The organism is Albimonas pacifica (assembly GCF_900113695.1).
Classification (GTDB): Bacteria; Pseudomonadota; Alphaproteobacteria; order Rhodobacterales; family Rhodobacteraceae; genus Albimonas; species Albimonas pacifica.
On the sequence record NZ_FOQH01000005.1, the window covers coordinates 233,375 to 259,814 of the forward strand.

At 70.9% G+C, this 26,440-nt stretch carries 22 protein-coding genes; 12 read left to right on the forward strand and 10 right to left on the reverse strand.

What is annotated here, in order from left to right:
- The first annotated feature begins 33 nt into the window (after window positions 1-33).
- The 6 genes from BM064_RS12220 (at window position 34) to cysE (ending at window position 7,570) form a co-directional block, all read left to right on the forward strand.
- Complete coding sequence (locus BM064_RS12220; RefSeq protein WP_092860061.1) at window positions 34-666, forward strand: DUF2460 domain-containing protein; 633 nt, start codon at window positions 34-36, stop codon at window positions 664-666.
- Entirely contained in the window at window positions 666-1,559 is an 894-nt protein-coding gene (locus tag BM064_RS12225) for a DUF2163 domain-containing protein (RefSeq protein ID WP_092860062.1), read from the forward strand. Before BM064_RS12220 ends, BM064_RS12225 begins: the two co-directional genes overlap by 1 nt.
- Window positions 1,552-1,995, forward strand: a complete 444-nt coding sequence (locus BM064_RS12230; protein WP_092860063.1) for an NlpC/P60 family protein — start codon at window positions 1,552-1,554, stop codon at window positions 1,993-1,995. The genes BM064_RS12225 and BM064_RS12230 overlap by 8 nt, the downstream gene beginning before the upstream one ends.
- A gap of 3 nt (window positions 1,996-1,998) precedes the next feature.
- The gene (locus tag BM064_RS12235) at window positions 1,999-5,946 is read left to right on the forward strand and encodes a baseplate multidomain protein megatron (RefSeq protein ID WP_092860064.1); all 3,948 of its coding nucleotides are present in this window, start codon (window positions 1,999-2,001) and stop codon (window positions 5,944-5,946) included.
- Complete coding sequence (locus BM064_RS12240) at window positions 5,939-6,637, forward strand: DUF2793 domain-containing protein (RefSeq protein ID WP_092860065.1); 699 nt, start codon at window positions 5,939-5,941, stop codon at window positions 6,635-6,637. Before BM064_RS12235 ends, BM064_RS12240 begins: the two co-directional genes overlap by 8 nt.
- A 129-nt stretch (window positions 6,638-6,766) precedes the next feature.
- Window positions 6,767-7,570 carry a serine O-acetyltransferase gene (cysE, locus tag BM064_RS12245; protein WP_092860066.1) on the forward strand — a complete coding sequence of 268 codons (804 nt, stop codon included), beginning with the start codon at window positions 6,767-6,769 and terminating at the stop codon, window positions 7,568-7,570.
- Window positions 7,571-7,655: 85 nt separating this feature from the next.
- On the opposite strand, the gene BM064_RS12250 is transcribed toward cysE, so the two are convergent.
- The 9 genes from BM064_RS12250 to BM064_RS12290 form a co-directional block, all read right to left on the reverse strand.
- Window positions 7,656-8,981: a pyruvate dehydrogenase complex dihydrolipoamide acetyltransferase gene (locus BM064_RS12250; protein ID WP_092860067.1), complete on the reverse strand. Its 1,326-nt coding sequence runs from the start codon at window positions 8,979-8,981 to the stop codon at window positions 7,656-7,658.
- Window positions 8,982-8,993: 12 nt separating this feature from the next.
- Window positions 8,994-10,421 carry a pyruvate dehydrogenase complex E1 component subunit beta gene (locus BM064_RS12255; RefSeq protein WP_092860068.1) on the reverse strand — a complete coding sequence of 476 codons (1,428 nt, stop codon included), beginning with the start codon at window positions 10,419-10,421 and terminating at the stop codon, window positions 8,994-8,996.
- 12 nt (window positions 10,422-10,433) lie between these two features.
- Window positions 10,434-11,420, reverse strand: a complete 987-nt coding sequence (gene pdhA / locus BM064_RS12260) for a pyruvate dehydrogenase (acetyl-transferring) E1 component subunit alpha (protein ID WP_092860069.1) — start codon at window positions 11,418-11,420, stop codon at window positions 10,434-10,436.
- A gap of 237 nt (window positions 11,421-11,657) precedes the next feature.
- Entirely contained in the window at window positions 11,658-11,960 is a 303-nt protein-coding gene (locus BM064_RS12265; RefSeq protein ID WP_092860070.1) for an FtsB family cell division protein, read from the reverse strand.
- A 147-nt stretch (window positions 11,961-12,107) separates the two neighbouring features.
- The gene (locus BM064_RS12270) at window positions 12,108-12,362 is read right to left on the reverse strand and encodes a hypothetical protein (RefSeq protein WP_092860071.1); all 255 of its coding nucleotides are present in this window, start codon (window positions 12,360-12,362) and stop codon (window positions 12,108-12,110) included.
- A gap of 261 nt (window positions 12,363-12,623) precedes the next feature.
- Entirely contained in the window at window positions 12,624-13,898 is a 1,275-nt protein-coding gene (gene eno, locus BM064_RS12275; RefSeq protein WP_092860072.1) for a phosphopyruvate hydratase, read from the reverse strand.
- Between the two features lie 71 nt (window positions 13,899-13,969).
- The gene (locus tag BM064_RS12280) at window positions 13,970-14,401 is read right to left on the reverse strand and encodes a Fur family transcriptional regulator (protein ID WP_092860073.1); all 432 of its coding nucleotides are present in this window, start codon (window positions 14,399-14,401) and stop codon (window positions 13,970-13,972) included.
- Window positions 14,402-14,531: 130 nt separating this feature from the next.
- A complete protein-coding gene (gene mazG / locus BM064_RS12285) occupies window positions 14,532-15,422 on the reverse strand; it encodes a nucleoside triphosphate pyrophosphohydrolase (protein WP_092860074.1) in 891 nt (296 codons plus the stop codon).
- Between the two features lie 552 nt (window positions 15,423-15,974).
- Complete coding sequence (locus BM064_RS12290) at window positions 15,975-16,601, reverse strand: 50S ribosomal protein L25/general stress protein Ctc (protein WP_092860075.1); 627 nt, start codon at window positions 16,599-16,601, stop codon at window positions 15,975-15,977.
- Between the two features lie 282 nt (window positions 16,602-16,883).
- On the opposite strand from BM064_RS12290, the gene BM064_RS12295 reads away from it, so the two are divergent.
- The 5 genes from BM064_RS12295 to BM064_RS12315 all read left to right on the forward strand — a co-directional run bounded on the left by BM064_RS12295 (window position 16,884) and on the right by BM064_RS12315 (window position 21,633).
- Complete coding sequence (locus BM064_RS12295) at window positions 16,884-17,660, forward strand: (Fe-S)-binding protein (RefSeq protein WP_092860076.1); 777 nt, start codon at window positions 16,884-16,886, stop codon at window positions 17,658-17,660.
- A 22-nt stretch (window positions 17,661-17,682) separates the two neighbouring features.
- Window positions 17,683-19,128 (forward strand): LutB/LldF family L-lactate oxidation iron-sulfur protein, encoded by a 1,446-nt coding sequence (locus BM064_RS12300; protein ID WP_092860077.1) that lies wholly within the window; start codon window positions 17,683-17,685, stop codon window positions 19,126-19,128.
- The gene (locus tag BM064_RS12305; protein WP_177236232.1) at window positions 19,125-19,787 is read left to right on the forward strand and encodes a LutC/YkgG family protein; all 663 of its coding nucleotides are present in this window, start codon (window positions 19,125-19,127) and stop codon (window positions 19,785-19,787) included. Before BM064_RS12300 ends, BM064_RS12305 begins: the two co-directional genes overlap by 4 nt.
- A 491-nt stretch (window positions 19,788-20,278) precedes the next feature.
- Window positions 20,279-21,064 (forward strand): hypothetical protein, encoded by a 786-nt coding sequence (locus BM064_RS12310; protein ID WP_092860079.1) that lies wholly within the window; start codon window positions 20,279-20,281, stop codon window positions 21,062-21,064.
- Window positions 21,065-21,171: 107 nt separating this feature from the next.
- A complete protein-coding gene (locus BM064_RS12315; protein WP_092860080.1) occupies window positions 21,172-21,633 on the forward strand; it encodes a hypothetical protein in 462 nt (153 codons plus the stop codon).
- A gap of 54 nt (window positions 21,634-21,687) precedes the next feature.
- On the opposite strand, the gene ypfJ is transcribed toward BM064_RS12315, so the two are convergent.
- A complete protein-coding gene (ypfJ, locus tag BM064_RS12320; protein WP_092860081.1) occupies window positions 21,688-22,596 on the reverse strand; it encodes a KPN_02809 family neutral zinc metallopeptidase in 909 nt (302 codons plus the stop codon).
- Window positions 22,597-22,767: 171 nt separating this feature from the next.
- Here ypfJ and pyc point away from each other — a divergent pair, with 171 nt between their 5' ends.
- Complete coding sequence (gene pyc, locus BM064_RS12325; protein WP_092860082.1) at window positions 22,768-26,214, forward strand: pyruvate carboxylase; 3,447 nt, start codon at window positions 22,768-22,770, stop codon at window positions 26,212-26,214.
- Window positions 26,215-26,440 lie beyond the last annotated feature (226 nt).

Consider the following 26,440-nt stretch of genomic DNA (forward strand, 5'->3'; position numbering starts at 1 on the left):
CTCAAGGGCAGGGCGCGCAGACAGGAGGCGGAGATGGCCTTTCACGAGGTGAGGTTCCCCGACACGCTCTCGGTCGGCTCGACCGGCGGTCCGATGCGGCGCACGGAGATCGTGACGCTCGCCAACGGCTTCGAGAAGCGCAACACCAACTGGGCGGAGTCGCGCCGCAGCTATGACGCCGGCATCGGCGTCTCGAGCCTCGACGACCTGCAGGAGGTGGTGGCCTTTTTCGAGGCGCGCCGCGGGCAGCTGCATGCGTTCCGTTGGAAGGACTGGCTGGACTACAAGTCCTGCGCGCCGTCCGAGGAAGTGTCCTCGGGCGATCAGCGGATCGGGACGGGCGACGGCTCGACCTACCTGTTCCAGCTCACCAAGAGCTACGAGGCGGCGGTGAACCCCTATGTGCGGACCATCGCCAAGCCGGTGACCGGGACTACTCGGGTCGCGGTGGACGGGGTCGAGCAGGTGGCGGCGGCGGATTTCGTGGTGGCGGATTCGACCGGCGAGATCAGCTTCATCGTGCCGCCGGCGGCGGGGCAGGCGATCACCGCGGGGTTCGAGTTCGACGTGCCGGTGCGCTTCGACACGGACCGGATCGTGTGGAGCCTGACAGCCCTTCAGGCGGGCGAGATCCCCTCGATCCCGGTGGTGGAGGTGCGGGTCTGATGCGCGAGCTGGATCGGGATCTCGAGCTGGCGCTCGAGGGCGAGACGACGACGCTGTGCCGGTGCTGGGTGGTGAAGCGGCGCGACGGCGTCGAGCTGGGCTTCACCGACCACGACCAGCCGCTGAGTTTCGGCGGCGTGGAGTTCGAGCCGGAGACCGGGTTCGAGGGCACGCAGGTCGAAAGCTCGCTGGGGCTGGCGGTCGACAACCAGGAGACGATGGGCGCGCTGCGCTCGGACGCGATCCGGGAGAAGGACATCCTGCTGGGGCTCTATGACGGGGCCGAGGTGACGCGCTGGGTGGTGGACTTCACCGACGTCGGCAGCCGCGAGAAGCTGTCGGTGGGCGTGGTCGGCGAGATCCGGCGCGGGGACCTGGCATTTGAGCTGGAGATCCTGGGCCGCTCGGAGGTGCTGAACAGGCCGCTGGGTCGGGTGTTCCAGCGCTCGTGCGACGCGGAGGTGGGCGACGCGCGCTGCGGGGTGGAGCTGGACGGCGCCTTCCGCAGGAGCGGCGAGGTGCTGGCCGTGCAGGATGCGCGGCGCTTCGCGGTCGCCGGGAACGCGGCGGAAAGTCCGGCGGGCTGGTTCGATTACGGCAAGGTCGAGTGGACCTCGGGCGCGAACGACGGGCAGGTCGTCTCAGTGCGTCGGTTCTATCTGCAGGCGGGGCAGATGGTGGTGGACCTGTGGAACACGCCCGCGTCGCCGATCCAGGCGGGGGACGGCTTCCGGCTGGTGGCGGGCTGCGACAAGACCGCCTCGACCTGCAAGGCGAAGTTCGCGAACTTCCTGAATTTCCGAGGCTTTCCGCTGATGCCGGGCGAGGACTGGTCGACGGCCTATCCGCGCTCGGACGAGCTGCACGACGGCGGCTCGCTGTTCCATGACTGAGGGGCGGCGGGCGGTGATCGTGGCCGCGGCGCGGGACTGGCTCGGCACGCCCTATCGGCATCAGGCGAGCGCCAAGGGCGCGGGGGCGGACTGCCTGGGCCTGGTGCGCGGCGTCTGGCGCGAAGTGCTGGGGAGCGAGCCCGAGACCCCGCCGCCCTATTCGCCCGACTGGATGGAGGCGAGCCGGGAAGAGCGCCTGTTCGACGCGTGCCGCCGCCTGCTGGTCGAGCTTCCGACGGCGGAGGCCGGGCCCGGCGACGTGCTGCTGTTCCGCATGCGTGCCCAGGGGCCCGCGAAGCACCTGGGCATCCTGGTCGAGACCGGGGGGGACGAGCCCCGGATGATCCACGCCTATTCGGGGCGTGGAGTGGTGGGCTCGTCCCTCGGACCTTCCTGGCGGCGGCGCATCGCGGCGGCCTTCAGCTTTCCGGAGTGATCCATGGCGACTTTGGTTCTTGCCGCCGCAGGCGCCGCCGTCGGCGGCGCCGTCGGGGGCGGCATCGCCGGCGTCAGCGCGATGGCGCTGGGGCAGGCTGCGGGCGCGGTCGTCGGCGGGCTGATCGACCAGAAGATCCTGGGCGGGGGCGGCCGCGCGGTGGAGCGGGGCCGCGCCTCGACCCTGCGGGTGCAGGCGGCCAACGAGGGCGCGCCGATCGCGCGCGTCTATGGCCGGATGCGCGTGGCGGGGCAGGTGATCTGGTCGACCCGCTTCAAGGAGCACGTGAACCGCGAGGAGCACGGCGGCAAGGGCGGGGGCGGGGGCACGACCGTCTCGGAATACTCCTACACCATCAGCTTCGCGGTGGCGCTGTGCGAGGGGCCGATCACCCGGATCGGCCGGATCTGGGCGGACGGCCGCCAGATCAACGCGGATTCGCTGAATTGGCGCCTGCATCGCGGCACCGAGGGGCAGGGGCGGGACCCTGCCATCGAAGCGGTGGAGGGCGAGGAGAACACGCCCGCCTTCCGGGGCCTCGCCTACATGGTTTTCGAGGACGTGCCCGTCGGCCAGTTCGGAAACCGCGTTCCCCAGATCAGCGTCGAGGTGTTCCGCCGTCCCAAGTCGCCCGCCAGCGTCGAGGTCGGCGAAGAGGGCGAGCTGCGCATCCACAAGATCGTCAAGGGCGTGACGATGATCCCCGGCTCCGGCGAGTTCGTGCTGGAGACGGAGCCGGTGCGCGAGATCCTGGGCGAGGGGCAGGAGAAGTTCCTGAACCTCAACGCCTGGTCGGACCGCACCGACGCGGTGGTGGCGCTGGACCAGCTGCTGGAGGAGCTGCCGGAGCTGGAGAGCGTCTCGCTGGTGGTCAGCTGGTTCGGCGACGACCTGCGCTGCGCCGAATGCCAGATCCGGCCGGGCGTGGAATATGCCGACAAGGTCACCGCGCCCCACGTCTGGACCGTGGGGGGCGAGGCGCGCGGCGACGCCTACCTGGTGGGGCGCGACGGCGAGGGGCGGCCGATCTACGGGGGCACGCCCTCGGATGGATCGGTGGTGCGATACATTCGCGAGCTGAAGAGCCGCGGGCTGCGGGTGCTGTTCTATCCCTTCATCCTGATGGACGTGGCGCCGGGCAACGGCAAGCCGGATCCCTGGGGCGGGAGCGAGCAGGCGGCCTTCCCCTGGCGCGGGCGCATCACGCAGATGCCGGCCGCCGGGCGGCCTGGCTCGCCTGACCAGACGGCGGCGGCGGCGGACGAGGTCGACGACTTCTTCGGCGACGCGCAGCCTGGGGACTTCACGCCCTCTGGCGACACGGTGTTGTTCTCGGGGGCCAGCCCGCATCGCTACCGGCGGTTCATCCTGCACTATGCGCATCTGTGCGCGCTGGCGGGGGGCGTCGATGCGTTCTGCGTCGGCTCGGAAATGCGCAGCCTGACGCAGATCCGCTCGGAGAAGACCGTCTATCCGGCGGTGGAGCGGATGAAGGCGCTGACCGGCGATGTGCGCGCGGTGTTGGGGAGCGGGACCAAAATCGGCTATGCTGCGGATTGGTCGGAGTATTTCGGCCACGATCCCGCGGACGGGAGCGGGGACCGGATCTTCCACCTCGATCCGCTGTGGAGCGATCCCGGGATCGACTTCGTGGGGATCGACTACTACGCGCCGCTGACCGACTGGCGCGACGGGTTCGATCACCTGGACGCCGAGATCTCGCCGACGATCTACGACCTGGACTATCTCGCCTCGCGCTTCGAGGCGGGGGAGACCTACGACTGGTACTACGCCTCCGACGCGGACCGGCGGGCGCAGGTGCGCACGCCGATCGAGGACTGGTACGGCGAGCCCTGGGTGTGGCGGGCGAAGGACATCCGCAACTGGTGGTCGAACATGCACTTCGACCGGGTCGACGGCGTTCGCCAGTCTGACCGGACGAACTGGCGGCCGAAGTCGAAGCCGATCTGGCTGACCGAGATCGGCTGCGGCGCGGTCGACAAGGCGACGAACCAGCCGAACGTCTTCGTGGACCCGAAGAGCTCGGAGAACGCGCTGCCGCATTTCTCCTCGGGGATGCGGGACGACCTGATCCAGCGCCGCATGATCCAGGCGATGCAGCTGCATTGGGGGAAGGCGGCGAACAACCCCTATTCGACCCGATACGGGGCCCGGATGCTGGACCTGTCCAACGTCCATGTCTGGACCTGGGACGCGCGGCCCTGGCCCGCGTTTCCCACCCGTCCGGACCTGTGGTCGGACGGCGCCAACTACGAATACGGGCACTGGCTGAACGGGCGCGTGGCCTCGGCCTCGCTCGACCGGGTGGTGGCGGAGATCTGCGCGGAGGCGGGGCTGACGGACATCGACGTCACCGGCCTCCATGCGCTTATGGACGGCTACGTCCAGCAGGCCACGCAGTCGCCGCGCGCGGCGCTGCAGGCGCTGATGATCGCCTACGGATTCGACGCCTACGAGAGCGGCGGCACGCTGCGCTTCGTGATGCGCGGCATGCAGGCGGCGTCCGAGATCGACCCGGAGACGGTGGTCGAGGACGGCGCGGGCCCTGCGCGGGACATCGAGCGGGTGCGCGCGCCCTACAATGCGGCGCTGAAGGAGGTGCGGGTGGGCTACCTGCGCACCGAGGCCTCCTATCAGGCCGGCGCGGCGGAGGTGATCAACCCCGACGGCGCGGCGGTCGGCGTCGAGGGCTCCGAGCTGCCGATCGCCATGAGCCGCGGGCGCGCGATCGAGATCGCCGACCGGTGGGCGCGCGAGAGCGCGGTGGCAAGGGAGACGGTGAGCTTCGCCCTGCCGGGCACGGCGTTGAGCCTCGAGCCGGGGGACGTGGTGCGCCTGGGGCCCGAGGGCGACCCGGAGTATCGCGTCGATCGCATCTCGGAGGGCCTGACCCGGATGGTGGAGGCCACGCGGGTCGAGGCCTCGATCTACCAGCTCGGCGCGCGGCCCTTCGGCGACGATCCCGAGGCGCCGCTGGACGTTCGCCCCGGGGCGGGGGTGCCGGGCTATCGCCTGATGGACGTGCCCTGGGCGCTGTTCGGGGGAGACGCCGACAACGGCTTCGCCGCGGTCTGGTCGACGCCCTGGCCGGGGACGGTGGCGCTCTACGGCTCCGACCGGGATGACGACTACGTGCCGGAGGGGGCCACGACGCGGCCCTCTACGGTGGCGAAACTGCTTGCGCCGCTGCCGGGCGCGCAGCCGTGGCTGTGGACGCGGGGCGTGAAGGTGCAGGTGCAGATGCTCTCGGGAACGCTGTCGAGCGCGGATCGGCTGGCGGTTCTGAACGGCGCGAACCTGGCGGCGCTGAGCTCCCCGCTCGGCGGCTGGGAGGTGCTTCAGTTCCGGGACGCGACGCTGGTGGCGCCGGGGATCTACGAGCTCTCGGGCTTCCTGCGCGGCGTCGCGGGGACCGAGACGGTGATCGGTGCGCCGACGCCGGCAGGTGCGGTGCTGGTGATGCTGAACCGTCGGCTGATCGGCTTCGACCTGGGGCTCGAGAACCTCGACCTCGAGCGGCACTACCGCATCGGCCCGGCGACGGACGACCTCGGCTCGGGCAGCTTCGCCCATGCAACCTGGACCTGGGGAGGCTCGGCGCTGAAGCCCTTCGCTCCGGTCCATATCGAGGCGGAGCGGCGACCGGGCGGCGAGGTGGCGGTGTCGTGGATCCGGCGCGGACGGCTCGACGCCGACAACTGGCCGGCGGGCGATACGCCGCTGTTCGAGGAAATCGAGGCCTACCGGGTGCGGGTGCGGGCGACCTCGGGGACGGTGGTGCGCCAGACGCAGGTGAGCGCGCCGGAGTTCATCTACACGACCGCGATGCAGGCGGCCGACGGAGTGCCGGGGGCCGCGACCTTCGAGATCGCGCAGATGTCGGCCGCCGTGGGCGCCGGCCACTATGGGAAGGTGACGTTCGATGGCTGAGACCGCCAACCTCGACCTGCCGCTGCTGGCCGCCGGCCAGGCGTCCAAGCACATCACCGTCAACGAGGCGCTGATCCGCCTCGACCAGCTGGTGATGCTGGCGGCGCGCAGCCGGACGCTGGCGACGCCGCCGAGCACGCCGACTGAGGGCGACCGCTACATCATCCCCGTGGGCTCGACCGACGCTTGGGCGGGGCGAGCCTCGCAGGTCGCGATCGCCGTGAACGGGGGCTGGGACTTCGTCGTGCCGCTGGTCGGATGGCGGGCCTTCGTCGAGGACGAGGGCGCCGAGGTGATATACGCCGCCGGCGTGTGGTCGAGCCTGACGCTGCCCGCGGCGCCCTCGGGCGCGATCACGGTGGTGGAGTTCGAGCACCAGCTGACGGCGGGCGGCGCGCAGGTCACGACCGGGCAGATCCCCGCCGGCTCGCTGGTGCTGGGGATCACGGCCCGGGTTCAGCAGGCGATCACCGGGGTCTCGGGCTGGTCGCTTGGGGTGACCGAGGCGGATACGCGCTACGGCTCCGGGCATGCGACCGGGGCGGGGGCCGGGATCGTGGCCGTGGTGGGGGCGCCGCTGGCCTACTCGACGAACATCGGGCTGCGGCTGACCCCGCAGGGCGGCTCCTTCACTGGGGGGCGGGTGAAGTTCAACATCCACCGGCTGACCTTCGCGCCGCCGGCGGCGTGATCCCGGGGCGACGCTTCGGTGACCGATCTCTTCACAATTGGTCATGACGCCTTGGCTTGAAACGCCGGATCGGGCAACGATCTCTCGGAAAGGCGCGCACTCCGCGCGCGGCCCCGAGGGAGGACCGCCATGTCCGTGGCCCCGAAGGAAGACGCCCCCGCGAAGCTGGACCCGGTCTGGTCCCGCATTTGCGACGAGGCCAGGGAGATGGTCGAGGACGAGCCGCTGATCGGCAGTCTCGTCCATGCGACCGTGCTCCACCACGACAGCTTCGAGGATGCGCTGAGCTACCGCATCGCCCAGAAGCTGGCCGCGCCGGACCTGTCCGCACTGATCCTGCAGGACGTCGCGCGCGACGTGATCCGGCAGGACAAGTCGATCGGCGCCGCCGCTCGTGCGGACGTGGTCGCGGTCTACGAGCGCGACCCCGCCTGCCACCGCTACGTCCAGCCGCTGCTGTTCTTCAAGGGCTACCTGGCGATCCAGAGCTACCGGGTCGCGCACTGGCTGTGGATGAACGGGCGTCAGGACCTGGCGCTGTTCATCCAGATGCGCGCCTCCGAGGTCTTCGCCATCGACATCCATCCCAATGCCCGGGTGGGCCGCGGGATCATGATCGATCACGGGCATTCCGTGGTGATCGGCGAGACGGCGGTGCTGGGCGACAACTGCTCGCTTCTGCACGGCGTGACGCTGGGCGGCACCGGCAAGGAGGATGGCGATCGTCATCCCAAAGTCGGCCATGGCGTGCTGATCGGGGCGGGCGCGAAGATTCTCGGCAACATCCAGATCGGGCATTGCAGCCGGATCGCGGCGGGCTCGGTGGTGCTGAAGGACGTGCCGCCCTGCAAGACCGTCGCCGGGGTGCCGGCAAAGGTCGTGGGCGATGCGGGCTGCGACCAGCCCTCGCTGAGCATGGATCAGCTGATGTGAGATCTCCGCCGCTTCGGCGGGCGGAATGAAGAAGGGCGCGGAGGCTGATGCCTCCGCGCCCTTTTTTTCGTTTCCGGAGCTGGCGTCAGGCCAGCAGGGCCATCGGGTTCTCGAGGTTGTTTTTCACAGCCTCGAGGAACTGGGCGCCCAGCGCGCCGTCGATCACCCGGTGGTCGACCGAGAGGGTCACGGACATCACCGTGGCCACCTTGATCTCCCCGTCCGCGCCCACGATCGGCTTCTTCAGGCCGGCGCCGACCGCGAGGATCGAACCATGCGGCGGGTTGATCACCGCGTCGAAGTTCTCGATCCCGTACATGCCGAGGTTGGAGATCGCGAAGCTCCCGCCCTGGTATTCCTGGGGCTGAAGCTTGCGGTCGCGGGCCTTGCCGGCCAGCGTCTTCATCTCCCCCGACAGGGCCGAGAGCGACTTGGTGTCGGCCGAGCGCAGCACCGGCGTGATCAGGCCGCCCTCGATGGCGACCGCCACGGCGACGTCCGCGCGCGAGAACTTAAGGATCCGGTCGCCGGCCCAGACGGCGTTGCAGTCGGGCACCTGGATCAGGGCCGCCGCGCAGGCCTTGATGACGAAGTCGTTGACCGAGAGCTTCACGCCGCGCTTTTCCAGCGCCCCGTTCAGCTCCGCCCGGAAGGCCATCAGCGCGTCCAGCTCGATGTCGCGCCGCAGGTAGAAATGCGGGATCGTCGACTTCGCCTCGCTGAGGCGCGCGGCGATGGTGCGGCGCATCCCGTCGAGCTTCACCTCCTCGAACTCCACGTCCGTGTAGAGCTTCTTGACCGCATCCGCGCTGGCCGGCTCGGCCTTCGCGACCGGCGCGGGGGCGGCCTTCTCCTCGGACTTCGCGGCGGGTGCAGCCGCCTCTGGCCTGGCGCTCTCGACGTCGGCCTTCACGATCCGGCCCTTGGGTCCGGAGCCCTTGACCTTTGCGAGGTCCAGCCCCTTCTCCTTCGCGATCCGCCGCGCGAGCGGCGAGGCGAAGACCCGCTCGCCGTCCGCAGTCTCGGGCGCGGGCGGGGCAGGGGTCTCGGCGGTCTTGGGCTCAGGCGCGGCGGGGCCGGCCGAGGGTTTCTCGGCGTCGCTCTCGGCCGGCGCAGGCTTCGCCTCGGGCTTGGCCGAAGCGGCCTCGTCGGCGGCCGAGGCGTCCTCGCCTTCCTCGAGCAGGACGGCGATGGGGGTGTTCACCTTCACCCCCTCGGTCCCTTCGGCGACCAGCAGCTTGCCGATCACGCCATCGTCGACGGCCTCGAACTCCATCGTGGCCTTGTCGGTCTCGATCTCGGCCAGGATGTCGCCGGAGGAGACCTTGTCCCCCTCCTTGACCGCCCACTTGGCCAGCGTGCCTTCCTCCATCGTGGGGGAAAGCGCGGGCATCAGGATCTGGATGGACATCTCCCTCCCCCCTCAGCGATAGCAGACGGCCTTGGCGGCCTCGACCACCTCGGCGGTCGTGACCAGCGCATGGCGCTCGAGATTGGCGGCGTAGGGCATCGGCACGTCCTTGCCGGTGCAGTTCAGGACCGGCGCGTCGAGATAGTCGAACGCCTTCGTCATCAGCGTCGCCGAGAGGTGGTTGCCGATGGAGGCCACCGGCCAGCCCTCTTCGATCGTCACGCAGCGGTTGGTCTTCATCACCGACTTCACCACCGTGTCGGTGTCCATCGGACGCAGGCAGCGCAGGTCGATGACCTCGGCCTCGATCCCCTCGGCGGCGAGCGCCTCGGCGGCTTCCAGCGCATAGGTCATGCCGATGCCGAAGCTGACCAGGGTCACGTCCGTCCCCTGGCGCCAGATCCGGGCCTTGCCCAGCGGGATCGTCAAATCCTCGACGTCGGGCACGTCGAAGGACCGCCCGTAGAGGATCTCGTTCTCCAGGAACACCACCGGGTTGGGGTCGCGGATCGCGCTTTTCAGCAGGCCCTTGGCGTCGGCGGCCGAGTAGGGCTGCACGACCTTCAGGCCGGGGATCTGCGCATACCAGGCGGCGTAGTCCTGGGAGTGCTGCGCGCCGACGCGCGCCGCGGCGCCGTTGGGTCCGCGGAACACGATCGGGCAGCCCATCTGCCCGCCGGACATGTAAAGCGTCTTCGCCGCCGAGTTGATGATCTGGTCGATCGCCTGCATGGCGAAGTTGAAGGTCATGAACTCGACGATGGGCTTCAACCCGGCGAAGGCCGCGCCGACGCCGAGACCGGCGAAGCCGTGCTCGGTGATCGGCGTGTCGATCACCCGCTTGCCGCCGAACTCGTCCAGCAGGCCCTGGGTGATCTTGTAGGCGCCCTGGTACTCGGCCACCTCCTCGCCCATCACGAAGACGTCGCCGTCGCGGCGCATCTCCTCGGCCATCGCATCCCGCAGCGCTTCGCGCACGGTCTGCTTCTTCATCTTGGCGTCCTCGGGCCAGTCGAGCTCCAGCTCGGCCATCGGCGCGCCGGGCTTGGCCGAGGCGGGGACGGTCCCGTGCGGCATCTCCCTGGCGGCGGCGACCGCGTCGGACTTGCCCTTGGCGGCGTCCTGCGCGCTCTCGGCCTCGCCGTCGTCGGCTTCGGCCTTCGGCTCGGCGGCCGCGTCGGCGGCGGAGGCGTCCTCGCCCTCCTCCAGCAGCACCGCGATGGGCGTGTTCACCTTCACGCCCTCCGTGCCTTCCTCGATCAGGATCTTCCCGATCACGCCTTCATCGACGGCCTCGAACTCCATCGTGGCCTTGTCGGTCTCGATCTCCGCGAGGATGTCGCCGGAGGAGACCTTGTCCCCCTCCTTGACGTTCCATTTCGACAGCGTGCCCTCCTCCATGGTGGGGGAGAGCGCGGGCATCAGAATCTGAACGGCCATTCGTCCCCCTCCTCAGGCGTACACGTCGGTCCAGAGCTCCTCGAGCGCGGGCTCGGGGCTCTCCTGGGCGAAGTCGGCGGACGCGTTGACGATGCCGCGGACCTCCTTGTCGATGGCCTTCAGCTCATCGTCGGTCGCGTCGCCGCCCAGCGTCAGCAGCTCGCGCACATGTTCGATCGGGTCGCGGGTCTCGCGCATCTTCTGCACTTCCTCGCGGGTCCGGTACTTCGCCGGGTCGGACATCGAGTGCCCGCGATAGCGATAGGTGTTCATCTCGAGGATGTAGGGCCCCTCGCCCTTGCGGCAGAGGTCGGCGGCCTTCAGGCAGGCCTCCTTCACCGCCAGCACGTCCATCCCGTCGACCGCCTCGCCCTCGATCCCGAAGGCGGCGCCGCGGGTGTAGAGGGCAGGGGACGACGAGGCGCGCTTCAGGCTGGTGCCCATCGCGTACTGGTTGTTCTCGATGATGAAGATCACCGGCAGCTTCCACAGCGAGGCCATGTTGAAGGTCTCGTAGACCTGGCCCTGGTTCGCCGCGCCGTCGCCGAAATAGGTGAAGGTGACGTTGTCGTTCTCGCGGTACTTGTTCGCGAAGGCGAGGCCCGCGCCAAGGGGGACGTTCGCGCCGACGATGCCGTGCCCGCCGTAGAACTCCTTCTCCTTGGAGAACATGTGCATCGAGCCGCCCTTCCCGCGGGAGTATCCCCCCTCGCGCCCGGTCAGCTCGGCCATCACCCCGTTCGGATCCATCCCGCAGGCCAGCATGTGGCCGTGGTCGCGGTAGGTGGTGATGCGCTGGTCGCCCTCCTTCGCCGCGGCCTCGGCCCCGACGACGACGGCCTCCTGGCCGATGTAGAGGTGACAGAACCCGCCGATCAGTCCCATGCCGTAGAGCTGGCCGGCCTTCTCCTCGAAGCGCCGGATCAGGAGCATGTCGCGATAATAGGCGAGCAGCTCCTCCTTGGACGCATTGGGCTTCTTTCGCCGCGTGGCGGCCATGGCGTCAACCTCCCTGGTGTGGGCCCGGATCGTTCACGATGTTCCGACTTTTCTAGCCTCGCACCATAACGACTGCACGCCAATACCGAGCAACCGAATTGCGGTTTTGGCGAAACTACGGGAAGTTTCGTGCGTTCCGGCCGGAAGCGTGCCGTCGTGAAAACATGGCTTTGGCGAACGATAAGGCGGCCTGCGCGTTCGGCGCGGCCGCGTCGGGACCCGGCCGGCCGCGACGGCTCAGCGGATCACGATCTCGTCCTGCCGGGCATAGCCCAGGATCCGCCGCGCGCGCTCGTCCAGCAGGTCGAGGTCGAGGTAGCGGTCCGAGAGGCGGCGCGTCAGGTTCTCCATCCGCCGGCGCTCGGTCTTCAGCTCGGCGAGGTTCGCCTCCAGCGTCGCCTGTTCGCGCGCCAGACGCACCTGCTCCACCAGCCCGGTGTCGCCCTGCAGCGCCGAGTATCCGAAGTAGCTGGTGGTCGCGATGACGAAGAAGCCGAAGACCGCCTGGGCGATCCGCCGCGTGGCGCCGCTCTCGTTCATGTCGTTCGCCTGCCTGCTCCGATGGCCGCCGCCCCGAGCGGGAACGCGCCTCAGCCTGACTGCAAACAATGCCGGAGCGGGGGCGGTTTGAAAAGAGTCTTTCGTCCCGCAGGTTTGCGCGCGCGCCTTCAGACGCCGTCGCGGCCCTCAGCCGCCCTGCGAGCGGACGTAGACGATCACCGCCGCCACCACCGCCAGGATCGCCACATGGCGCAGCCGGAGCCCGCCCTGGAACGCCCCCGTCTGCAGGCGCGCATAGGCCTTCAGCGGCGGCGGCCGTCCGCCCGCGCCGCCGCGCGCCGCCTCGCCGCCGCCGAAGAAGCGGGCGCGACGGTCCGGAACCGCGGATACGGCCGGGACCCGGTCGGCCGGCCGGAGATAGGATCTGTATGGGGTGGTCATGGCGGATCGGATACCAAGCCGCCCCTGTGCGCCGTCTTAACGGCGCTTTCATATTCCGTAAATATTACGACAAATGCCGAATAATCACGCTTTTCGGTCAAGAACGTCTGTGAGAAACCTCACAGCTTGCGCAACGTCATCCGGCCGACGGACGGCTGGAACGCGAAGCGCCGCCGACCCTCGGTGAGAATCGGCGGCGCTCCAGCTCTTCCGCGCCGGGCCCGGCGCGGCGTCGGTTCCGCGCCCCGTCGGCGCGGCGGCTCAGCCCTTCAGGATCGAACGGCCCGCGAAGATCGCGGCCTCGCCCAGCTCCTCCTCGATGCGGATCAGCTGGTTGTATTTCGCCAGCCGGTCGGAGCGCGCGAGGCTGCCGGTCTTGATCTGCCCGCAGTTCAGCGCCACCGCGAGGTCGGCGATGGTCGCGTCCTCGGTCTCGCCCGAGCGGTGCGACATCACGCTGGTGAAGCGCGCGCGATGCGCCATCTCGACCGCCTCGATGGTCTCGGTCAGCGAGCCGATCTGGTTGACCTTCACCAGGATCGAGTTCGCGGCGCCCATCTCGATTCCGGTGATCAGGCGGCGGGTGTTGGTCACGAACAGGTCGTCGCCCACCAGCTGGCAACGGTCGCCCACCAGGTCGGTCAGCGCCTTCCAGCCTTCCCAGTCGTCCTCGGCCATGCCGTCCTCGATCGAGATGATCGGGTAGTCGGCCACCAGGCGGCGCAGGTACTCGGCCATCTGCTCCGAGGTCAGCACCGCGTCCTCGCCCTTGAGGTGGTACTTGCCGTCCTCGTAGAACTCGGTCGAGGCCGCATCCAGCGCGATATAGACCTCCTCGCCCGGCTTGAAGCCCGCCTTCTCCACCGACTTCATGATGAAATCGAGCGCGTCGCGGGTGCCCGCGAGGTTCGGGGCGAAGCCGCCCTCGTCGCCGACGTTGGTGTTGTGGCCGGCGGCCTTCAGCTCGGACTTCAGGGTGTGGAACACCTCCGCCCCGATGCGCACCGCCTCGCGCAGCGAGCTCGCGCCCACCGGCATGATCATGAATTCCTGCACGTCGATCGGGTTGTCGGCATGCTCGCCGCCGTTGATGATGTTCATCATCGGCACGGGCAGCACCTTGGCGTTGATGCCGCCGACATAGCGGTAGAGGGGCAGGGCCACGCTCTCGGCCGCGGCCTTGGCGACGGCCAGCGACACGCCCAGGATGGCGTTGGCGCCCAGCCGGCCCTTGTTCTCGGTGCCGTCCAGCTCGATCATCGCGCGGTCGATGGCGACCTGCTCGGTGGCGTCGACGCCGGCAAGCGCCTCGAAGATCTCGCCGTTGACCGACTCCACCGCCTGGGTGACGCCCTTGCCCTTGTAGCGCGAGCCGCCGTCGCGCAGCTCCACGGCCTCGTGCGCGCCGGTCGAGGCGCCCGAGGGGACCGCCGCGCGGCCGAAGGAGCCGTCCTCCAGCGTCACGTCGACCTCGACGGTCGGGTTGCCGCGGCTGTCCAGGATCTCGCGGCCTGCGATATCGACGATGGCGCTCATTTTCGCGTCTCCGTTGCTCGGGCCGGCGGGCCCGCCCCGAAGGGCGGCGCGCCGGCGGAAAGGATGGGGCCTCAGCGGCCCCGCCTGGCCTTGGTCCCCTTCAGGGGCCGGCCGTAAAGCTCCATGCGGTGGCCCATCAGCTCGTAGCCGAGCTTCTCGGCCACCTTGCGCTGCAGGGCCTCGATCTCCTCGTCGACGAACTCGATCACCTCGCCGGTGGCCATGTCGATGAGGTGGTCGTGATGCTCGCGCTCGGCGTCCTCGTAGCGCGCGCGGCCGTCGCCGAAATCCACCTTCTCGACGATCCCCGCATCCTCGAACAGTTTCACGGTTCGATAGACGGTCGCCAGCGAGATCCGGGCGTCCTCCGCGGCGGCGCGGCGGTGCAGCTCCTCGACGTCGGGGTGGTCGGAACTGGCCTCCAGCACGCGGGCCACGGTGCGCCGCTGTCCGGTCATGCGCAGGCCCGCGGCCTCGCAACGATCCAGGATGGTGTCGGTCATCGGCGGGCGGTCATCTCCGGGCCGTCCTGCGGCCCCGCAGAAGGTCGGGCCGCGCACGGCTTGGGTGATAACGGAAGCGCGAGGCGGGGTCAAAGCGGCGAGGCGTCCGCAAGGCGCGACGGACGCAGGGTCACATGCGGTCGTCGGGCGCGGCCTTCGGGCCCGGGACGGGCGCGGCCGCGGCCCTGTCCTCGGCCCGGATCTCGTCCCAGATCGCGTCCATCTCGGCGAGATCCGAGTCCTCCGGCCGCTTGCCCTTCGCGGCGAGCCGCCGCTCCACCTCCCGGAACCGGCGTTCGAACTTGGCGTTGGTGCGCCGGATCGCATGTTCCGGCTCGACCTTGAGATGGCGGGCGAGGTCCGCCAGCACGAAGGCGAGGTCGCCGAACTCAGCCTCCACCTCGTCGGCGGTCAGCCGGTCGCGGGCCTCGGCGAGCTCGCCCGCCTCCTCGACCACCTTGGCGATGACGTCGGAGGCGTCGGGCCAGTCGAAGCCCACCCGCGCCGCCCGCGCCTGCAGCTTCACCGCCCGCGTCAGCCCCGGCAGCCCCGTCGCCACCCCGTCGAGCGCCGAGGCCGCGGCCTCGACCTTTCCCTTCCCCGCCCGCTCGGCCGCCTTCATCCGCTCCCAGTCGCCGGGGCGCAGCTCGCGCACCACGCCGTCCTCGTCGCCGAAGACGTGGGGGTGGCGGCGGAGCATCTTGTCGGCGACGGCGCGGGCGACGTCGTCGAAATCGAACAGCCCCGCCTCCTGCGCCATCTGCGCGTGGTAGACGACCTGCAGCAGCAGGTCGCCGAGCTCGTCCTTCAGGTCGGCCATGTCGCCGCGCTCGATGGCGTCGGCGACCTCGTAGGCCTCTTCGACGGTATACTTGGCGATGGACGCGAAATCCTGGTCGCGGTCCCAGGGGCAGCCGTCGGGGGCGCGGAGGCGGCGCATGATCTCGCGCAGGCGGGGCAGGGCGCCGGAGGCATCGCGGACCAGCGCGTCGGAAGCCTCGCGGGAGGGGGCGTCGGTCATCATGCGTCTCCGTCAGGGGCGGTCCCGGCCGGCCTAGCGCGGAGCGGCCGGCGCGGGCAAGGCGGCGGATCGCGGCGGGGAGCGGTCTGCAGGCGCCCTGCGGGCGGGCTTGGCCGGGTCGCGACCGGGGGGACGGGGGGGCGAAGGGCGGGGAGGGAGGAGCCGCCGGCGGGCTCCGGACTCACCCAAGAACAAGACGCCCGCGCCTGTCCTCCGGATCCGTCCATCGCGTCCGATGCCTGAGCGACTCGCCCGGCCCCGTCAAGGACAAGCCCCCTTCGGGGGTCGCTTCGCGATCCTTGACGGGGCCGGGCGAGTCGCTCTGATCGGCATCCGCGATGGACGGCTCCGGAGAACAGGCGCTCCCCGGGGGCGCGTGGGGCACGGGGGGCCCGGGGCGCGCGTCGCGCGAGAAGGCGGGGGCGCCGCGGGGGAGAGTTGACAGCTGTCAACTCGCGGGCGCGCGGGCGTCGGGAAAGGGGGCGCCACGAAAAACGCCCGCTCCTGGAGAGAAGCGGGCGTCGGGTCGCGTCGGCGGGAGGCCGGCGAGGATCACTCCTCGGCGGGAGCCTCCTCGGCCGCATCCTCCTCGGCCGCCTCGGAGGCGCGCAGGCCCGAGGGAGCGGAGATGTTGGCCAGCACGAAGTCGCGGTCGCGGATCACCGGGGTCACGCCCTTGGGCAGCTCGACGTCGGAGATGTGGATCACGTCGCCGAAGCTCTTGCCCGTCAGGTCGACGGTGATGTGATCGGGGATCGAACCCGCGACCACGTTCAGCTCGACCTCGGAGCGCACCACGGTCAGCACGCCGCCCTTCTTCAGGCCCGGCGAGGCCTCCTGGTTCACGAAGTCGACGTGAACGAAGAGGTTCACGCGGCTCTTCTCCGTCAGGCGCAGGAAGTCCACGTGGGTCGGCAGGTCGCGGACCACGTCGCGCTGCACGGCGCGGCAGATCACGCGGTTGTCCTGGCCGTCCACCTTCACGTTGAACAGCGTGGACAGGAAGCGCCCGGCCTTGAGCCGCTTGAGCAGCTCGTTGTGCTTGACGTTGATCGTGACGGGATCGATCCCGCCGCCGTAGATCACGCCGGGAACCAGCCCCTCGCGCCGCGCGGAACGGGCAGCCCCTTTGCCCGTGCCGGAGCGGGCGGTGGCCTCGAGAACCGGAAGGTCGGCCATCGTCGACTCCAATCATATATCTGGTTGCGCATGCGCGGACCGTCCGCGCACGTCCCTGCGGCGGGCCTCCAGGGGTGTCCCTGCCGCAGACGCGCGCCTATACGCCGGAATCGCCGCGGGGGAAAGCCCCCCGGGGGCGCGGCGGGGCGCGGCGGGGCGCGGCGCGGGGCGCGCGGGGCGCCGCAAGGCGGAAACCCGCGCGCCCCCGCGGCCTGCACGCTTGCCCCGCGCCCCCGCTCGCGCTTTACAGGAGGGACGGGCGACAAGGGAGGGCCGCTGGGCATGACCGTATCCGAGGGCGAGAAGCCCCGCGTGGCGCTGCTTGCCACCTGCCTCGTCGACCTGTTCCGACCCTCGGTCGGCTTCGCCGCGGCGAAGCTGCTGGCCGACGCGGGCTGCGACGTGCGCGTGCCGCCCAACCAGACCTGCTGCGGCCAGCCCGCCTGGAACGCCGGCGACAGCCGCGGCGCCCGCCGCCTCGCCCGCCGGGTGATCGAGGAGTTCGAGGGCTTCGACGCGGTGGTCCTGCCCTCGGGCTCCTGCGCCGCGACGATGATCAAGGACTACCCGCAGATGTTCCGCGCCGGCGACCGCTGGCGCGCGCGGGCCGAGGCGCTGGCCGCCAGGACCTTCGAGATCACCCAGTTCCTGCGCGACGTCCTGAACGTCGCCGCCACCGACGGCCGCGCCCCCGAGGGCCCCGTGACCTACCACGACAGCTGCTCGGGCCTGCGCTCGCTGGGCATCAAGGCCCAGCCCCGCGCCCTGCTGGGGGCGATCGAGGGGCTGGAGCTGCGCGAGCTGCCCGAGGCCGAAGTCTGCTGCGGCTTCGGCGGGACCTTCTGCGTGAAGTACCCCGAGATCTCGGACCGCATGGCCGGCGACAAGGCGCGCCACGCGCAGGAGACCGGCGCGGGCACGATCCTCGCCGGCGACCTCGGCTGCCTGATGAACATCGCCGGCAAGATGAGCCGCGAGGGCCGCCCGGTGAAGGCCCGCCACGTGGTCGAGGTGCTGGCCGGCATGACCGACGTCCCGGCGATCGGAGAGAGCGCATGATCGCCATGATCGGAGAGGCCTGATGACCCACGCGCCCACCACTCCGAACTTCCGCCAGAACGTGCGCGAGGCGATGGCCGACGCGCCGCTGATGGAGCAGATGACCACCGCGCTCACCGGCTCGATGGCCCGCCGGGCCGGGGCCGCGGGGGCGGTGCCCGAGTTCGACGCCCTTCGCGACGCCGGCCGCGACCTGAAGAACCACGTGCTCGAGCATCTCGACGTCTATCTCGAGACCTACGAGCAGGCGGTGACCGACGCCGGCGGCCACGTCCACTGGGCCGAGACGGCGGAGGAGGCCCGCGCGATCATCCTCGACATCTGCCGCAAGGCGGGGGCGAAGACGGTCAACAAGGGCAAGTCGATGATCTCCGAGGAGATCGGGCTGAACGACTACCTGGAAGAGAACGGGGTCAAGCCTGTCGAGACCGACCTCGGCGAATACATCATCCAGCTGCGAAAGGAGACGCCCTCCCACATCATCGCGCCCGCGATGCACGTGAACGTGCCCCAGTGGCGCGAGGCCTTTCGAAAATTCCACCCGCATCTGCCGCAGGACCGGGACCTCGAGGGGCTCGACAAGCTGCTGCTCGAGGCGCGCGGCGAGCTGCGGCGCAAGTATTTCGAGGCCGAGGTGGGGATCACCGGCGCCAACATGCTGATCGCCGAGACCGGCCAGTCGGTGATCGTCACCAACGAGGGCAACGGGGACCTGTCGCAGTCGCTGGCGAAGGTGCACATCGTGCTCGCCTCGCTGGAGAAGATCGTGCCGACGCTGGAGGACGCCTCGACCGTGCTGCGCCTGCTGGCGCGCTCGGCGACGGGGCAGGAGATGTCGGTCTACACGACCTTCTCCTCCGGCCCCCGCCGGGCCGAGGATCCCGACGGGCCCGAGGAATACCATGTGGTGCTGCTCGACAACGGCCGCTCGGAGATGCTGGGCTCCGACTTCCAGGACATGCTGCGCTGCATCCGCTGCGGGGCCTGCATGAACCACTGCCCAGTCTATCGCGCGGTCGGGGGGCATGCCTACGGCTGGGTCTATCCGGGCCCGATGGGGGCGGTGCTGACGCCGGCGCTGATCGGGGTGACGCAGGGCGGCAACCTGCCCAACGCCTCCACCTTCTGCGGGCGCTGCGAGGAGGTGTGCCCGATGCGCATCCCCCTGCCCAAGATGATGCGCCACTGGCGGGAGCGGGAGTTCGAACGCAAGCTCTCGCCCAAGGGCATGCGGCGGGGCATGGGCGCCTGGGCCTGGGCGGCGCGCCGGCCGGGGCTCTACCGGATCGGCGCGAGCCTGGCTGCGCGCGCGCTGCGGCTGCTCGGGGCGGGCTCGATCCGCCGCCTGCCGCTGGCGGGGCGGGCCTGGACGCAGACCCGCGACTTCCCCGCGCCGCAGAAGGGCGGCACCTTCCTCGCGCAATGGAACCCCGACGCAGAGGGCCGGCGGAAGGGGGGCGCGGCATGAGCTCGCGCGTGCGCATCCTCGCCAACCTCCGCCGCCGGCTGGAGGAGGGCCGCCCCGCGGCCGAGCGCGCCGAGGGCGTGGCGGCCCGCCTGCGTCTCGCCGGCGCCCAGACCGCGCCGCGCCCGGCCGCCTCGCGGCTGGAGGGGGCCGAGGCGCTGGCGCGGTTCGAGGAGAAGCTGCGCGCGGTGGACGCCAGCGTCTCCCACGTGCCGGGCTTCTCGTCCCTGCCGCAGGCGCTGGCCGAGGAGCTGCGCGCGCGCAATCTGCCCGCCGCGGTGCGCATGGGCGAGGACTTCGACCTCGTCTCCCTCGACTGGTCGGGCCTCGAGGCGACCCGGGGTCCGGGCCGGATCGAGGAGCCCGCCACGCTCTCGCGCGCCGTCTGCGGCGCGGCCGAGACCGGGACGGTCGCGCTGCGCTCGGGCCCTGCGAACCCGGTGACGCTGACCTTCCTGGGCGAGACGCATTTCATCGTGCTGCGCCGCTCGGAGATCGTGCCGGGGCTGGAGGAGCTCTGGGCCCGCGTGCGCCGCTCCGGCGCCCAGCCGCGCACGGTGAACCTGGTGACGGGCCCCAGCCGCTCGGCGGACATCGGCGGCGTCCTGCAGCTCGGCGCCCACGGCCCCGTCGCGGTTCACGTCTTCATCGTCGATGCCTGAGCCACGGGCCGGGGCGACGGACGGACGCTCGCGCTCCGCGCATCGCCCCGCCCGCCGTCCCCGGCCCCCGCCGCCCCCGCAGGTTCGCGCCGGACGCGACCCATGCGCCCCGGCGCGCGGCCGGCCACGCCCCGCAAAGCGCCTGTTCTCCGGAGCCGTCTCTCGCGGATGCCGCCCGGAGCGACTCGGCCCCCGGGGTCAAGGATCGCGCAGCGACCCGCGCTTGCGCGGGCTTGTCCTTGACCCCGGGGGCCGAGTCGCTCAGGCATCGCAAGCGAGAGACGGATCCGGGGAACAGGCGCGGGCTTGTTCTTGGGTGAGTCAGGAGCCCGCCGGAGGCTCCCCCCGTCCCCGATCCCCCGCAACGCCCCCCTCAGGCGCGCCCCTGCCAGGCCCGCCCGCAGGGCGCCTCCTCCCCCGCCGCCTTGCCGCCCGCGCCTGCGCGGGGCACAGTCGCGTCCAGTCCCGCCGCCGCCCCGGAGCGCGCCCCCATGTCCCTCTCCCGCATGTTCGACGCCCCCTCCGGCCCCGCGGCGCCGCGCGCCACCGGTCCCGTGGATGTCGGCTGGCTGCTGACCGAGCCCGACGCCGGCGTGGTGTTCTTCCCGCCCGAGCGGGTGCGCTCCGCCGAGATGAACCGCCGTCACGCCAAGTCGGCTTCGCGCTGCCCGGCGGTGATCAACCTCGAATCCCGCTACTTCGTGATCCGCTGCCCCTTCGACCTCCACCTGCGCTTCGAGCGCGACGCCGAGGGCCGCCCCGGCCTTCGCAACATGTTCGGCGCCGCCAGCCCCGTGCGCCCCAAGAAGCTCAACAAGCACCTGCACATCGTCGGCGAGGCCGAGTGGCGCTATCCCGACAAGCCCACCGTGCAGGTCAGCCTTCCCTACCTCTTCGTGGCGGACGAGCCGGTCTACATGACCCAGCTCTCGGCCTTCCTGCACTACCGCCCCGACCCGCTGCCGGGCACGATCTTCGGGGGCCGCTTCCCGATCCACGCCTGGCCGCGCCCGCTGATGTGGGCCTTCGAGTGGCACGACGTCTCCAGGGACATCGTGCTCCGCCGCGGCGAGCCCTGGTTCTACGTCCAGTTCGAGACCCTCCCGCAGGAGCGTCCCGTGCGCCTGATCGAGGCCGAGCGCACCCCCGAGCTGCAGGCCTTCGAGAAGCACGTCTCCGGCGCCGTGAACTACGTCAACCAGACCTTCTCCCTGTTCCAGCTCGCCGAGAAGGCGCGCCCCGAGACGCTGCTGACCCCCGCCGCCCGCAAGGGGTGAGGCGGACCGCTCCGGCCGCGCATTTCCGCTTGACCTCGACCTAGGTCGAGGTCGTCAGGTGGTCAGCATACGCAGCCCCTCCGAGGGATCCGACGGAGACCGCAGCCATGCCGCTCGACCTGACCCCCGCCTTCGCGTCCCCGCAGGACGCCTCCGCCGACGCATCCTTCGGCCTCGATGCGGCGCTCGACGCCGCCTTCGAGGACGCGCTGTTCGAGGACGCGGCCCCGCGCCCGGGCCTCGTGCGTCTCGACCGGTTCACCCTGCCGGAGGCGTCGCGCGCGGAGTTCCTGCGCCGCGTCGGCTTCATCCACCGCCTGCTGCGCACCCGGCCGGGTTTCCTGCGCGACCTGGCGGTGGAGCGTCCGCTTCCCGACGGGCGCCTCGCGCTCGCGACCCTGGTGGAGTGGGAGACGCCCGAGGACGCCGCCGCCGCGGCCCCTGTGGTCAAGGCGGCGCTGGAGGGCGCGGGCCTCGACCTGCACGCCGACCTCGCGCGGCTCGAGGTGCAGGGCGAGAAGGCCGACTGGCAGGCGGTCGAGCTCTCGGCGGAGCCGCCGGCGGACTGAGGCGGGGCAGGGCGGCCAGCCGCCCTCGCCCCCCCCTCGCCGCTCCTCGCCGCGTCAGAACGTGTCGCAGGCGGCGATGGTCGCCTCGTTCCAGCCGGTCGCGAACCAGGCCTTCCGGTCGGCCGAGGTCCCGTGCTGGAAGGTCTCCGGCCGCACCGTGCGCCCCGCCTCGCGCTGCAGGGTGTCGTCGCCGATGCGCGAGGCGGCGTTCAGCGCCTCGTCCACGTCGCCTTCGTCGAGGCTGCCGAACATCCGCTGCGCCTCGCGCGCCCAGACGCCGGCGAGGCAGTCGGCCATCAGCTCGACCTTCACCTGCACCGCGTTGGCGCCGGCCTCGTCGAGCCCCGCCTTCATCGCCTGCGCCCGCTCCAGCATGCCCAGCTCGTTCTGCACGTGGTGGCCGACCTCGTGGGCGATCACGTAGGCGGCGGCGAAGTCGCCCCTGGCCCCGAGCCGCCGCTCCAGCGCGTCGAAGAAGTCGGTGTCGAGATAGGCCTTCTCGTCCAGCGGGCAGTAGAACGGCCCCGAGGCCGCGCTCGCCCCCCCGCAGCCCGAGCGGACCGAGCCCGAGAACAGCACCAGCGTGGGCGGATCGTAGCGCCGCCCCAGCTCGTCCTGGAAGCGCCGGGCCCAGACCTCCTCGGTGTCGGCGAGCACGACGGAGGCGAACTGGCCGGCCTCGCGGTCCGCCTGGATCAGCGCGCCGCCCGAGCCGCCGGCGCCGCCGGGGCCGACGCTCCGCTCCTGCTGGGCGGCGAAGATCGAGATGCCGATCACCACCAGGAACACCACCCACCCCGCCTTCGAGCGGGGCAGGGAGATGCGCCGCCCGCCGCCGGGAAAGCCCTGTCCCGGGAACCCGCCGGGCCGCCGGCCGAAGCCGCCGGGAAAGCCGCCGCCCGGGGACGATCGCCCCCGCTGGTCCTCGACGTTCGAACTGCCGCGCCGTCCACGCCACTGCATCGCGATTCCCTTTCGTGCCCGTCCGCCCTCATCCTGCCCGAGACAGCGGCGAGACTCGGGCGAAGTCCGGGCGGGTTTCGCTGCGCCGCAGCGAAGTCCCTTGCTCCCGGTCAGCCGCCTATGGTTTCTATGTCCGAACCTATCCGCGCCCAAGCCGGAGCATGCTTCCCGATGAAAGACTTCAAGAAGATCCTGGTCGCCAACCGTTCCGAGATCGCCATCCGCGTGATGCGCGCCGCGAACGAGCTGGGCAAGGCCACGGTCGCCGTCTACGCCGAGGAGGACAAGCTGGGCCTGCACCGCTTCAAGGCGGACGAGGCGTATCGCATCGGCGAGGGGCTGGGGCCGGTCGGGGCGTATCTCTCGATCGACGAGATGATCCGGGTGGCGAAGCTGTCGGGCGCCGACGCGATCCACCCCGGCTACGGCCTGCTGTCGGAGAACCCGGCCTTCGTCGACGCCTGCGACGCCGCGGGCATCGCCTTCATCGGCCCGACCGCCAAGGCGATGCGGATGCTGGGCGACAAGGCCAGCGCGCGCAACGCCGCGATCGCGGCCGGGGTGCCCGTGGTGCCGGCGACCGAGGTGCTGCCCGACGACATGAAGGCCGTGCGCGCCATGGCCGAGAAGGTCGGCTATCCGCTGATGCTCAAGGCCTCCTGGGGCGGCGGCGGGCGCGGGATGCGCCCGATCCTCAAGGCCTCGGAGCTCGAGGAGAAGGTCCGCGCCGGCAAGCGCGAGGCCGAGGCCGCCTTCGGCAACGGCGAGGGCTACCTCGAGCGCCTGATCCAGCGCGCCCGCCATGTCGAGGTGCAGGTGCTGGGCGACTCCCACGGCTCGATCCTGCACCTGTTCGAGCGCGACTGCACCGTGCAGCGCCGCAACCAGAAGGTCGTCGAGCGCGCGCCCGCGCCGTACCTCAGCGAGGAGCAGCGCGCCAACGTCTGCGAGCTGGCGCTGCGCATCGCCCGCCACGCGGGCTACGTGAACGCCGGCACCGTCGAATTCCTCATGGACATGGACACCGAGGAATTCTTCTTCATCGAGGTCAACCCGCGCATCCAGGTCGAGCATACCGTGACCGAGGAGGTCACCGGCATCGACCTGGTGAAGGCCCAGATCCGGATCGCGCAGGGCGCGACGGTCGCCGAGGCCACCGGCGTCCCCGGCCAGCACGCGATCCAGCTCAACGGCCATGCCCTGCAGTGCCGCGTGACGACGGAAGACCCGACGAACTCCTTCATCCCCGACTACGGCCGGATCACCGCCTATCGGGGCGCGACCGGCTTCGGCATCCGCCTCGACGGCGGCACGGCCTATTCGGGCGCGGTGATCACCCGCTACTACGACTCGCTGCTGGAGAAGGTCACCGCCTGGGCGCCGCGGCCGGACGAGGCGATCACCCGGCTGGATCGTGCGCTGCGCGAGTTCCGCATCCGGGGCGTGGCGACCAACATCGCCTTCGTCGAGAACCTGCTGAAGCATCCGAAGTTCCTGAGCTCGGACTACACCACCAAGTTCATCGACGAGACGCCCGAGCTCTTCGACTTCCCGGCCCGCCAGGACCGCGCCACCAAGCTGCTGACCTGGATCGCGGACGTCACCGTCAACGGCCACCCCGACACCGCCGGCCGGCCCAAGCCCCCGGCCCACGCCCGCAAGCCCGTGCCCCCGAAGCCGGTCGAGGCGGGCCCGGTGCCCGGCACGCGCGACCTGCTCGACGCCCAGGGCCCCAAGGCGGTGGCCGACTGGATGCTGGCCGAGAAGCGCCTGCTGATCACCGACACCACCATGCGCGACGGCCACCAGTCGCTGCTCGCCACCCGCATGCGCGGCTACGACATGATCCGCGCCGCGGACGCCTATTCGAAGAACCTGCCGGGGCTGTTCTCGGTCGAGTGCTGGGGCGGCGCGACCTTCGACGTCGCCTACCGCTTCCTCGACGAATGCCCCTGGCAGCGGCTGCGCGACCTGCGCGCGCGGATGCCCAACCTGATGACCCAGATGCTGCTGCGCGGGGCCAACGGGGTGGGATACACCAACTATCCCGACAACGTGGTGCAGCGCTTCGTGCACCAGGCGGCGAGCTCGGGCGTGGACGTGTTCCGGGTCTTCGACAGCCTCAACTGGGTCGAGAACATGCGCGTCGCCATGGACGCGGTGCTGGAGACGGGCAAGGTGCTCGAGGGCGCCATCTGCTACACCGGCGACATCAACGACCCCGACCGCGCCAAGTACGACCTGAAATACTACGTCGGCATGGCCAGGGAGCTGCAGAAGGCGGGCGTCCACGTGCTCGGCCTGAAGGACATGGCGGGGCTGCTGAAGCCCGCCGCCGCCGGGCCGCTGATCAAGGCGCTGAAGGAGGAGACCGGGCTGCCGGTGCACTTCCACACCCACGACACCTCGGGCATTTCGGCGGCGACGGTGCTGGCGGCCTCGGCGGCGGGCGTCGACGCGGTGGACGCGGCGATGGACAGCTTCTCCGGCCTCACCTCGCAGCCCTGCCTGGGCTCGATCGTCGAGGCGACGCGGCATACCGAGCGCGACACCCAGCTCGAGCCCGCCCGCATCCGCGAGATGTCGGACTACTGGGAGCTGGTGCGCCTGCAATACGCCGCCTTCGAGAGCGAGCTGAAGGCCGGCGCCTCGGAGGTCTATCTCCACGAGATGCCGGGCGGGCAGTTCACCAACCTCAAGGCGCAGGCGCGCTCGATGGGGCTGGACGAGCGCTGGCACGAGGTCGCGAAGATGTATGCCGACGTCAACAAGATGTTCGGCGACATCGTGAAGGTGACGCCGTCCTCCAAGGTGGTGGGGGACATGGCGCTGACCATGGTCTCGGCCGGGCTGACGGTGGATCAGGTGCTGGACCCCAAGGTGGACGTCAGCTTCCCCGAGTCGGTGATCGGGATGCTGCGCGGCGACCTCGGCCAGCCGCCGGGAGGGTTCCCGAAGAAGCTGGTGAAGAAGGCGCTGAAGGGCGAGACGCCCGACCAGACGCGCCCCGGCGCCCGCATTCCGCCCGCCGACTTCGAGGCGATCCGAAAGCAGGTGTCGGAAGAGCTCGACGGCGAGGAGATCGACGACGAGGATCTCTGCGGCTACCTGATGTATCCCAAGGTCTTCACCGACTACATGAAGCGCCACGCCGACTTCGGCCCGGTGCGCGTGCTGCCCACGCCGACCTTCTTCTACGGCATGCAGGAAGGCGAGCAGATCGAGGTCGAGATGGAGCAGGGCAAGACCCTGCAGGTCGGCCTCTCGGCGATGACCGACACCGCCGAGGACGGCACGGTGAAGGTGTTCTTCGAGCTCAACGGCCAGCAGCGGATGATCACGGTCAGGAACCGCAAGGTCGCCGCCTCGGTCGAGGCGCGGCCGAAGGCCGACGCCGCCAACGCGGCCCATGTCGCGGCGCCGATGCCGGGCGTGGTGGCGTCCATCGCGGTCGAGGCGGGCAAGACGGTCAAGGCCGGCGACATGCTGCTGACCATCGAGGCGATGAAGATGGAGACGGCGCTGCACGCCGAGCGGGACGGCACGGTGAAGACCGTCCACGTCTCGGCGGGCGCGCAGGTCGACGCCAAGGACCTGCTGGTCGAATACGAAGGCTGAGGGCGCCGCGTCGGGCGGCCCGCCTGGGGGGGCGTTCGGCCCGCGGCGCGGGGCGAGCGTCGGCGCGTGGGGCGGGCCTCGCGAGGCGGGGCTCGCTCGGCCTTGCGCGCTCGGCGAGCGCGCGCCGGCCGGCGCCGGCGAAGGGGCGCTTCTGAACTCACCCAAGAACAGGCCGCGCCTGTCCTCCGCAGCCGTCCGTCGCTGAAGATGCCTGAGCGACTCGCCC

Coding starts and splice junctions, on each gene's coding strand:
- BM064_RS12220 (WP_092860061.1), top strand. CDS start 34: ATGGCCTTTCACGAGGTGAGGTTCCCCGACACGCTCTCGGTCGGCTCG.
- BM064_RS12225 (WP_092860062.1), top strand. CDS start 666: ATGCGCGAGCTGGATCGGGATCTCGAGCTGGCGCTCGAGGGCGAGACG.
- BM064_RS12230 (WP_092860063.1), top strand. CDS start 1,552: ATGACTGAGGGGCGGCGGGCGGTGATCGTGGCCGCGGCGCGGGACTGG.
- BM064_RS12235 (WP_092860064.1), top strand. CDS start 1,999: ATGGCGACTTTGGTTCTTGCCGCCGCAGGCGCCGCCGTCGGCGGCGCC.
- BM064_RS12240 (WP_092860065.1), top strand. CDS start 5,939: ATGGCTGAGACCGCCAACCTCGACCTGCCGCTGCTGGCCGCCGGCCAG.
- cysE (WP_092860066.1), top strand. CDS start 6,767: ATGTCCGTGGCCCCGAAGGAAGACGCCCCCGCGAAGCTGGACCCGGTC.
- BM064_RS12250 (WP_092860067.1), bottom strand. CDS start 8,981: ATGTCCATCCAGATCCTGATGCCCGCGCTTTCCCCCACGATGGAGGAA.
- BM064_RS12255 (WP_092860068.1), bottom strand. CDS start 10,421: ATGGCCGTTCAGATTCTGATGCCCGCGCTCTCCCCCACCATGGAGGAG.
- pdhA (WP_092860069.1), bottom strand. CDS start 11,420: ATGGCCGCCACGCGGCGAAAGAAGCCCAATGCGTCCAAGGAGGAGCTG.
- BM064_RS12265 (WP_092860070.1), bottom strand. CDS start 11,960: ATGAACGAGAGCGGCGCCACGCGGCGGATCGCCCAGGCGGTCTTCGGC.
- BM064_RS12270 (WP_092860071.1), bottom strand. CDS start 12,362: ATGACCACCCCATACAGATCCTATCTCCGGCCGGCCGACCGGGTCCCG.
- eno (WP_092860072.1), bottom strand. CDS start 13,898: ATGAGCGCCATCGTCGATATCGCAGGCCGCGAGATCCTGGACAGCCGC.
- BM064_RS12280 (WP_092860073.1), bottom strand. CDS start 14,401: ATGACCGACACCATCCTGGATCGTTGCGAGGCCGCGGGCCTGCGCATG.
- mazG (WP_092860074.1), bottom strand. CDS start 15,422: ATGACCGACGCCCCCTCCCGCGAGGCTTCCGACGCGCTGGTCCGCGAT.
- BM064_RS12290 (WP_092860075.1), bottom strand. CDS start 16,601: ATGGCCGACCTTCCGGTTCTCGAGGCCACCGCCCGCTCCGGCACGGGC.
- BM064_RS12295 (WP_092860076.1), top strand. CDS start 16,884: ATGACCGTATCCGAGGGCGAGAAGCCCCGCGTGGCGCTGCTTGCCACC.
- BM064_RS12300 (WP_092860077.1), top strand. CDS start 17,683: ATGACCCACGCGCCCACCACTCCGAACTTCCGCCAGAACGTGCGCGAG.
- BM064_RS12305 (WP_177236232.1), top strand. CDS start 19,125: ATGAGCTCGCGCGTGCGCATCCTCGCCAACCTCCGCCGCCGGCTGGAG.
- BM064_RS12310 (WP_092860079.1), top strand. CDS start 20,279: ATGTCCCTCTCCCGCATGTTCGACGCCCCCTCCGGCCCCGCGGCGCCG.
- BM064_RS12315 (WP_092860080.1), top strand. CDS start 21,172: ATGCCGCTCGACCTGACCCCCGCCTTCGCGTCCCCGCAGGACGCCTCC.
- ypfJ (WP_092860081.1), bottom strand. CDS start 22,596: ATGCAGTGGCGTGGACGGCGCGGCAGTTCGAACGTCGAGGACCAGCGG.
- pyc (WP_092860082.1), top strand. CDS start 22,768: ATGAAAGACTTCAAGAAGATCCTGGTCGCCAACCGTTCCGAGATCGCC.